5 protein-coding genes and 1 pseudogene are annotated in these 7,891 nt (G+C 65.2%); 5 read left to right on the plus strand and 1 reads right to left on the minus strand.

Annotation, left to right across the window (positions count from 1 at the left end; all coding sequences use genetic code 11):
* Positions 1–706: 706 nt before the first annotated feature.
* Positions 707–1,561, plus strand: a pseudogene (locus JYA52_RS00435) (IS3 family transposase); the annotation flags it as partial.
* Positions 1,562–1,863: 302 nt separating this feature from the next.
* On the opposite strand, the gene JYA52_RS00440 reads toward JYA52_RS00435, so the two are convergent.
* The gene (locus JYA52_RS00440; protein ID WP_205651190.1) at positions 1,864–2,541 is read right to left on the minus strand and encodes a TetR/AcrR family transcriptional regulator; all 678 of its coding nucleotides are present in this window, start codon (positions 2,539–2,541) and stop codon (positions 1,864–1,866) included.
* Positions 2,542–2,634: 93 nt separating this feature from the next.
* Here JYA52_RS00440 and JYA52_RS00445 point away from each other — a divergent pair, with 93 nt between their 5' ends.
* The 4 genes from JYA52_RS00445 to JYA52_RS00460 all read left to right on the plus strand — a co-directional run bounded on the left by JYA52_RS00445 (position 2,635) and on the right by JYA52_RS00460 (position 7,035).
* Entirely contained in the window at positions 2,635–3,903 is a 1,269-nt protein-coding gene (locus tag JYA52_RS00445) for an FAD-dependent monooxygenase (protein ID WP_205651191.1), read from the plus strand.
* Positions 3,904–4,200: 297 nt separating this feature from the next.
* Positions 4,201–5,148 carry an NAD(P)/FAD-dependent oxidoreductase gene (locus JYA52_RS00450; protein ID WP_205651192.1) on the plus strand — a complete coding sequence of 316 codons (948 nt, stop codon included), beginning with the start codon at positions 4,201–4,203 and terminating at the stop codon, positions 5,146–5,148.
* Positions 5,149–5,268: 120 nt separating this feature from the next.
* A complete protein-coding gene (locus JYA52_RS00455; protein WP_205651193.1) occupies positions 5,269–6,084 on the plus strand; it encodes an oxidoreductase in 816 nt (271 codons plus the stop codon).
* Between the two features lie 108 nt (positions 6,085–6,192).
* The gene (locus JYA52_RS00460) at positions 6,193–7,035 is read left to right on the plus strand and encodes an alpha/beta fold hydrolase (RefSeq protein ID WP_205651194.1); all 843 of its coding nucleotides are present in this window, start codon (positions 6,193–6,195) and stop codon (positions 7,033–7,035) included.
* Positions 7,036–7,891: the final 856 nt, after the last annotated feature.

Raw genomic sequence — 7,891 nt, forward strand, 5'->3', positions numbered from 1 at the left:
GCAAACTGCCCGTAGCAGCGGAGTCGGGCCGTGAATCGTCGCGTTGTGTCTCAGAACTGCTTGGCTAATTTGTTGGCTATAGGGAAATCAAGTCCACTCCTGACGGTTTGGGGCTCCTGCCTGCCGTCAGGTTGGGGTGTACTCCAACTTGATACCCGAACGAGCCACTTCTCGTCCTGCAGCGGGGAGGTGAGGAAGCAACGCCCCAGGCAGGGAAGACCTCCAGGGGCATAGGGGAGCGGGCCCCGGCACCTCATGGTGAACTGCTCCCCGAAAGTTGGACTGAGAAATCAGTTCTGATTTTCGGGGAGCAGTTTTATGCATGGAAGAAGTTCATTGTCCGAGAAGCCGCGCGAGGCCGCGGTAGCGTTGTTTGAAACGGGTTGGGGGGCTTGGGCGGTAGCGACCCGACTCGGAGTAGGTCGAGGTGCCATCAAACGTTTGTATGGTCGATGGCGGATACGCGGAGGTACGACGCTGGTGGCGAAGCCAACACGACCGGTATTTTCGTTTGAGTTCACGCGACAGTACCGGACCGAAGGCGAGGACGGGCTGCCCCCAAGCCGAAAGGCCGTCCGAAGACGAATCCTGGGACAGCAAGGAAACCTGAGTCTGAGGTAGAGCGACTGCACCGAGAGAATGAACGCCTTCGCGCAGAGGTGGCCTTCCTGGGAAAAGTAAACGCCTTGAGGGACGAGGAACAGCGCTAGAGGTCCGCGCTGTCATCGCTCTCAAGGCTGAACACCGGTTGGAAGTTCTTCTGGACGTAGCCGGGTTAGCCCGGTCCACGTTCTTTTACCACCAGTCCCGCCTCCAAGGCCCCGATCGTCGGGCGTCTCTGAAGGCAGCCATCACAGAGGTTTTCAAGAAGAACCACGGCCGGTACGGGCACCGCCGGATCCACATCCAACTCCTGAAACAAGGATGGACGGTGGCCAGGAAGACCGTGCTGAAGCTGATGCGTTCCCTGCGGCTGGTTTGCAAGGTCCGAAGCAGGAAGCGATACAACTCCTACCGGGGCGAGCAGGGCATCGTGGCCCCGAATCTGCTGAAACGCCAGTTCGAAGCGGATGCCCCAAACCGGAAGTGGGTCACAGACGTGACAGAGTTCAGCGTCGGGGACCGGAAGCTCTACCTCTCACCGATCATGGACCTTTTTGACCGGCAGATCATCTCCTGTGCCATTCGGACGTCACCCAACCTGGAACTGGCCAATGCTTCCCTGCGCGGCGCCTTGGCCACGCTGGAAAACGGGCAGAAACCCCTCATGCACTCCGACCAGGGATTCCAATATCAGCACAACTCTTGGCGCACACTTTTGGCGGACGCCGGCGCGGTCCAATCGATGTCCCACAAAGCCAACTGCTACGACAACGCCGTCATGGAGAACTTCTTTGGACACCTCAAGGAAGAGCTCTTCCACCGTGTCCAATTCCTCAGCATGGAGGCGCTTGCGGCAGCGCTGGATGAATACATCCGTTGGTATAACGCCGAGAGAATCTCCACAAAGCTAAATGGCTTGTGCCCGGTACAGTACCGTGCTCAGATGCTCGCAGCTTAGGCCTCTAGTTAGCCGCAGAGCTTCTCTGGGGCTGTTTCGAAGCTATATAGCCATCTGGCTCTTGTCTTCCGGGCAGGCTCCAATGACCCGGCAGTTAGGCTCTGGAAATGAGCAAAGTCCGAAAGTGGCCAACTAAAGGGGCTCATCCCAATCCACGGTGTAGTCGGGGTCTGAAGCCTCCGGTCTCGGGTAGGCATCGCGCGATGTAGTTGGTGAGGTTGCGGAAGCCGAGGGCCGCTGTCCTCGTCCTCGTCCCAGATCGGCGGGGATTGTGGTTGCTGTCGCGCCGCCGCTGGCCGCTACTAGCGCGTTTGATCGGCAGTGTCGCCCGGCGCGGGGCGTCGAAGGGCTTCCCAGGCGGCGTCGGCGAGGACTCGTTCGGCGTGGGCGAGGTGCGCGGCCAGGGCGTCGGGCTCCGGCGCAGTGGAATGCCCGGAGGGTTCGATGGCGGCCCGAACGAGCTGTTCGGCGGGCCCGAGCCACAGCGCAAGGCTGTGCTCGTGCGGCAGCGCCCGTAGCTCCCCAGCCGCGGCGCGTTCGTGAAGCCAGCCAGCGAGCCGATCGTCAAAGGATTGCTTGAGCCGGGCTTCTTCGCCTTCGGAGATCTCGACGACGTTGGGCTCGCGGCACTGATGGAGGTAGCCCATGGCGCGCGGATCAGCACCGGCCCACCGCAGGTAGGCCACCACAAGCCCGCGGACGGTGTCCTCAGTGCGCTCGTGGCGGTCAAGCTCGACGAGCAGGTCTCGCTGGAAGCGCTGCAGCTGTTCCAGATAGACCGTGGCGGCCAGGCTGAGCTTGTCGCGGAAGTGGTGGTAGAAGCTGCCCACGCTTACGCCGGTCGCGGCCAGGATGTCTTCCACCCGGGTCCCGGCGACACCCCGGTCGAGGAACAGCTCGATCGCGGCGGCCGCGATGTCCTTGCGGCGCGAGCCGGGCCTGGCCCGATGGCCCGTACTGGCAGTCGGGGTACTAGTCATTGGTCCATCCTACCCGAAGTAGAACAATCCTCGGTATCCATGCTAGAACTTTCCTCTAGAAGTTTTATCGGTTTTGATTCGGAAGGATGAGTTATGGCGGAGTACGACTTGGAAGTGGATAGTGGCGGGGTCATGGACAAGAACACGACATCGCGACAGCGGGCCCTGGTGGTCGGCCTCGGGATCAGCGGGACCGCCTCCGCGCTGCGACTGCATCGCGCGGGCTGGGACGTGGTGGTGCTGGAGAAGGCCCCCGAGCGGCGCCGCGGCGGATACTTCATCGCCCTGTTCGGGACCGGGCTCGCCGCCGCCGAACGGCTGGGCATCGCCGATGCGGTACCGAATCGCGTCGCTCCGGAAGCCGTGAGCTACGAAGTCGACCGCACGGGCCGGCGCCGCCGCGGTCTGAGCTACGCCGATGTGTTCGGCGGGTCTCGACTCGTATTGCGGGGCGACATCGAAGACGCGGCCTTCACCGCCCTGCCCGACGAGGTCGAGATCCGGTACTCGACCGTGCCGATCGCGCTGGACCAGTACCTCGACGGGGTGGACGCAGAGATCCGCGACTTGACGACGGAGACGACGACCGTCGAACGGTTCGACCTGGTGGTCGGGGCAGACGGACTGCGTTCGACGGTGCGCCGGCTTGCGTTCGAACCCGAGCAGAGCCCGATCCGTCCACTGAACTACATGATCGCCGCGTACAGCCTGCCCGAGGCGGTACCCGGCTACCGCCTACAGGACGGGCTGATCATGGCCGAGGAGGGCCGATCGGCGTGGGTGTTCCCGTTCGCCGACCGTCCGCCGACGGTGCTGCTCTCCTACCGCACCGATGACGTGGACGCCGAGTTCACCCGGCCGGCCATCGACTCGCTGCGCGCCGCTTACGGCCCCGAGCCCACCGGCTCCACGCTGGGTTGGCTGCTCGACCAGTTCGAGAAAGCCCCGGACCACCTGTTCGACTCCGCCGAGCAGGTGCACCTCGACCACTGGTACCGCGGCCGAGTCGTGCTCGTCGGCGACGCCGCGTGGTGCCTGACCGTTTACTCCGGAATGGGGGCATCCACCGGCCTGGCCGGGGCCGACCTGCTCGGCGCCATGCTCGAACGCCACCCGCACGACGTGCCACGAGCGCTGCAGGACTGGGAGGACCACCTGCGCCCGTTCGTCGACCACCACCTCGGCAGCGGCGTGAGCATGCGCAGTTTCTTCACCCCAGGCAACCGCGTCGAGTTGCTGCTTCGGTCCGCGATGATCCGCCTTGCCCGCCTGCCGGTCGCCGGCCGCCTGCTCGCCAAGATGAGGACCAACAGCGCCGGCGTGCAGATGAAAAGTCTGGATATCGCCGCCGCCGCAGCGTGAGTGGAGTTCCTCGAATACGGTCGGGAGAACGAGGTCGTCTGGGCCCGCAACGACTTCGTCGAACGCACAACGGACGCAAGCCGCGCACTGTGAAGTATTTGAGGTGATCAGACATGTCCTCCCCAGCTGGCGGTGGCCAGGTTCAGGTTGTGTAGTTCGTCGACCAGGACCAGGTCCACTCGCGCCGCGGGGTCCTAGTCACTGATTCATGCTACGCGGAGTAGAACAATCCTCGGTATCTGTGGTAGAACTTTCCTCTAGAGGTTTCGTCGGTTTTTATCCAGAAGGGTGAGTGTTATGGCGGAGTACGACGTGGTAGTTGTCGGTGGCGGGGTAGCTGGGTTGTCCGCGGCGTTGATGTTGGGTCGGTCCCGACGTCGGGTGGTGGTGGTCGATGCCGGCGAACCGCGCAATGCCCCGGCGTCGCATCTGCACGGCTTCTTGTCCCGCGACGGCATGGACCCGGCCGAGCTGTTGTCCGCGGGCAGGCGAGAGGTCGCCAGCTACGGCGGGGAGCTGCTGGCGGGCCGGGCGGTCGGCATCGACCGCCTCGACGGGGCGCGGTTCGCCGTGCGCCTGGCCGAGGGCGGGCGGCTGGATACTCGCACGGTGGTGGTAGCCACGGGGCTTCGCGATGAGCTCCCCGAGATCCCGGGCCTGCGCCAGCGGTGGGGCCAAGATGTGCATTTTTGCCCGTACTGCCACGGCTACGAGGTGCGGGACAGTGCGCTGGGAGTGATCGGAGGGGAGGACCGTTCGTTCAGCCTGCGCCAGGCGCAGCTGATCCGGCAGTGGTCCGACGACGTGGTGTTCTTTCCCCACCGGATCGAACTGGAGGCCCACGAGCGGGAGCTGTTGGTCGCCCGCGGCGTGCGGATCGTCGATGGCGAAGTGACGCGGATCGCGTCCGACGAGACCGGCGTCCGCGGTGTCGAGCTCGCCGAGGGTCCGATGGTCAGCCGCACGGCGCTGTTCGTCGGCCCGCGCTTCGTACCGTCCGACGAGCTGCTGACCGCCCTGGGCTGCGAACTCAATGACGAGGGCTGGGTCGCCACCGATCGCACCGGTCGCACCAGCATCGATGGCGTGTGGGCGCCCGGCAACGTCGTGGACCCCACCGCCCAGCTGATCAACGCCGCGGCCGCCGGGTCCGCCGCCGCCATCGCGCTCAACAACAACTATCTGGTCCCCGCCGACGTCGAGAAGGCTCTCAACGGCCACACAGAGCCAACACCAGCCAACTGATCCTCGGATGGCCTTCGTCCTTCCGGACGCGGACCAACCTGGCGCGGACGGTGTCGACCTGAGCAGAGGCGACCCCGCACTGGGCACGACAAAGTCATGCCCACAACCAAAGGAATCAACATGCAGACAGCTTTCCCGGTGGCCCTCGTGACGGGCGCCTCCTCCGGGATCGGGCGGGCGGCAGCTCTCGCCCTCGTGGACGCCGGCTTCGCGGTGGTCGGCACGAGCCGCAACGCGGCGAACGCCGGGCCTCTCGCCGGGGTGACGTTCCTCGATCTCGACGTGGCCAGCGACGAGTCGGTCCGCTCCCTGGTCGAGGAGGTGATCGAACGGTTCGGTCGGATCGACGTCCTGGTCAACAACGCCGGCGTGGGCGCGGTCGGCGCCGGCGAGGAGAGCTCGATCAACCAGACCAAGGAGGTCTTCGACATGAACGTCTTCGGCCTGATGCGGATGACAAACGCAGTGCTGCCCCACATGCGCGCCCAGGGCAGTGGCCGCGTGGTCAACGTCTCCTCGGTACTCGGTCTGATCCCAGCCCCCTTCACTGCCATCTACGCCGCCACCAAGCATGCGGTCGAGGGCTACTCCGAGTCCGTCGACCACGAGCTTCGCGAGCACGGCGTCCGGATGCTGCTGGTCGAGCCGGCCTACACAAGGACGAGTTTCGAGGCGAGCAGCCTGGTACCCGACTCGCCCCTGCTGATCTACTCCGCACAGCGGGAGGTCTCCCGAGATGTGCTGGCCACCGCCTTGCGCACCGCCGACGACCCGGACCTTGTCGCGAAGGTTATCGTCGCGGCCTCCACCGACTCCAAGCCCAAGCTCCGGTACACCGCCGGCTCGATGGCCGCACGCGTCAGCCTCCTGCGCCGGATCGTGCCCTCGCGCGCCTTCGACAAACAAATCCGCAAGCTCAACCGACTGGCCGGCTGACCGCGTAGTACACCCGGCGCCTCAGGAGACGCCCATGTCCAAAACCAGAGACACCGAGGCCAGCATCAGCATCTCTCGTCCGACCACTCTTGGAAAAGGCTGACACACATGGAGTTCGAACACGTCACCTTCGACCTGCCACACGGCACCTTTCACGCGCTGCAGGGTGGTGACCCCGATGGTCAACCAACGCTCGTCTTGCACGGATTCCCGGACCATCCGCCGACCGCGACGCCCTTCCTTGCCGAGCTCGGCCGCCGCGGACGTCACGTCGTCGCACCCTGGCTTCGCGGTTACGCGCCGTCCCCGACCGCGGGGCCGTTCGACCTCGCAGCCCTCACCAGCGACGTGCTCGCGCTGATCGACCGCTGGTCTCCCGGGCGAGCCGTGGAGTTGGTCGGCCACGACTGGGGCGCCGCGATCACATACCATGCCTGCGTCACCGCGCCGGAGCGGATCGAACGCGCGGTCACGCTCGCATTCCCCCACCCACTCACGTTCCTGAGCCGGCCGCGCCCGGCTCAGCTACGCCGGAGCTGGTACATGGGGCTCTTTCAACTCCCGGGAAGCGGCTTGATGGCCACCGCCCGCGATCTCGCCCTCATCGACCGCCTCTGGCGTCAGTGGTCGCCCAGCCTCTCGCTCGATCCAGCTCTCCAGGCGGAGCTACACGAGCACCTGCGGGCGAGCATGCCCGCGCCTCTAAAGTACTACCGGGCGATGCTGCGACCCGGCATGCTTGGGGCAACGCGCCGCCTATCTCAGCCGATCACGGTGCCCCTGCTGCAGCTTCACGGCGCCGATGACGGCTGCATCCTCCCCCCGCAGGTCGACGACCGACATCGGTTCGCCGCCCCGCACGCGCTGGAGGTCGTCCCCGACGTCGGTCACTTCTTGCACATCGAGGCCCCCGAGGCGATCGCGGAACGGATCTCGGCATGGGCCGAGTAGCGGGTCACTGGACCCTCGCGGCGGACCACCGGGATGGGCGGCGCGGCGCGGACTCTGACACGTGGCTGGCGGACGGCGGGATGGGGCGGATCTCCGCCCGGTGACCAGCGATGCAACCTTCAACACGGTCGGTCAGAACCGTCAGGTGAACGCTGCTCGTCAATGCAGGCGACGATCAACCGTTGCGGGGGTCGAGCTACCCGACGAAGGAAAGTTGTGGCCCCATTCAGGGTCGCCACGTCCTCACGCAGCCGACGGTTCTCCGCCATCAGCCGGCGGATCTCCTCGTTCTCCTCGATGGTGACCCCGGGCGCCTCGCCGCCGTCAACCTCGTCCCGGGCAACCCAGCGCCACAACGACTTCTGCCTACCCCGACCTGCTTGGACACCGCCAATACCGCCACGGTATTTGGTCGGGACCTGGTCGCCGCTTCGGCAATCCCGTGTGGTTGTCCCGTCGAGCCGTCAAGCGCACCACCTAGAGAGACATATGCCTGCCAGCCGGCCGACAGCACCTGTTGACGACGGGCGTACTGCCACGCGAAGAAGGCTCCGTCCCAAGTGGGGACGGAGCCTTCTCTGGAGAGCCGGTCGCTGGCCGCTAAAGTGGAGACCTCACAAATTTGAGAGTCCAACTTTCGGGGGACCAGCTCAATGGGTGCCGGCCCGCTCCTTTTATCCCCGCCACATCTATATGAGTCAGTGGCGCAGCGATCAGGCCTTCAGGTCGAAGGCGCGCTGGGTGATGTTGACCTTGACGTTTTCGAGTTCGAGGATGGCTTCGGCGAGGTAGGTCGAGAAGCGTTCGAAGATCTGTTCGCCCTTTTCGGCAGTGGCGCGGAAGGGGTTTCCGATGA

This window comes from Arthrobacter pascens (genome assembly GCF_017052465.1).
Taxonomy (GTDB): domain Bacteria; phylum Actinomycetota; class Actinomycetes; order Actinomycetales; family Micrococcaceae; genus Arthrobacter; species Arthrobacter pascens.

What these genes read in the sequence shown, in the direction of transcription:
- JYA52_RS00440 (WP_205651190.1), bottom strand. Translation starts at nt 2,541, where the DNA reads ATGACTAGTACCCCGACTGCCAGTACGGGCCATCGGGCCAGGCCCGGC.
- JYA52_RS00445 (WP_205651191.1), top strand. Translation starts at nt 2,635, where the DNA reads ATGGCGGAGTACGACTTGGAAGTGGATAGTGGCGGGGTCATGGACAAG.
- JYA52_RS00450 (WP_205651192.1), top strand. Translation starts at nt 4,201, where the DNA reads ATGGCGGAGTACGACGTGGTAGTTGTCGGTGGCGGGGTAGCTGGGTTG.
- JYA52_RS00455 (WP_205651193.1), top strand. Translation starts at nt 5,269, where the DNA reads ATGCAGACAGCTTTCCCGGTGGCCCTCGTGACGGGCGCCTCCTCCGGG.
- JYA52_RS00460 (WP_205651194.1), top strand. Translation starts at nt 6,193, where the DNA reads ATGGAGTTCGAACACGTCACCTTCGACCTGCCACACGGCACCTTTCAC.